At 32.5% G+C, this 622-nt stretch carries 1 protein-coding gene; it reads left to right on the forward strand.

Annotation, left to right across the window (positions count from 1 at the left end; translation table 11 throughout):
• Window positions 1–268 precede the first annotated feature (268 nt).
• Window positions 269–565 (forward strand): hypothetical protein, encoded by a 297-nt coding sequence (locus tag C200_RS04050; protein ID WP_016212558.1) that lies wholly within the window; start codon window positions 269–271, stop codon window positions 563–565.
• The last annotated feature ends 57 nt before the right edge of the window (window positions 566–622 follow it).

The following is a 622-nucleotide window of genomic DNA, read 5'->3' on the forward strand; positions in this document are numbered from 1 at the left end:
AATGTTTATGACCTGTGCGTAAGGTGAGTCTGTAATCGCTTATAGCGGTACAGTTTATAAATTTGGAGAAGGGCAAGATAGTAAAAACAAGTTTTCAATATCAGATATTCGTGCTGAAAGTGACTATAGTCTGACAGATAGAAAAATAAAAAAAATAAAAACAAAAAGTTTAATTGATAATAAAATTACTTATCATAACTATGATGGTTATGTTAACTCTCTTCCTTCGCGAAGATTTAAAGAGAAATATTTAACTGACTTTAGTCGTGTGACGAATAATGAGATCGAAGGCTTAACTCCTCAACAAGAGGAGGTTGTTTTATTAAAAAACCTATTGCTTGAATCATTAGATAAATTGATTAATTCTTGCAATAAATCTAGCGTTGTACTAGATTTTTTAGGTCTTCCAGATGTTCGTCATGACAGTAGGTTTAAAAGGATTGAGACTCTTATTGATAACCTGTTAGAGATCGATACTGGGAATATTATAGATCACCCAGAGTTAACAGAGCGATATATTGAGCACTCACCTTACGCACAGGTCATAAACATTTTAATCGCCTAAGCTCTTCAAAAGCTATTTGATTTGACCGCACAAGTAATTTATATTTGAGTGCAAAGT

Source organism: Piscirickettsia salmonis LF-89 = ATCC VR-1361 (genome assembly GCF_000297215.2).
Taxonomy (GTDB): Bacteria; Pseudomonadota; Gammaproteobacteria; order Piscirickettsiales; family Piscirickettsiaceae; genus Piscirickettsia; species Piscirickettsia salmonis.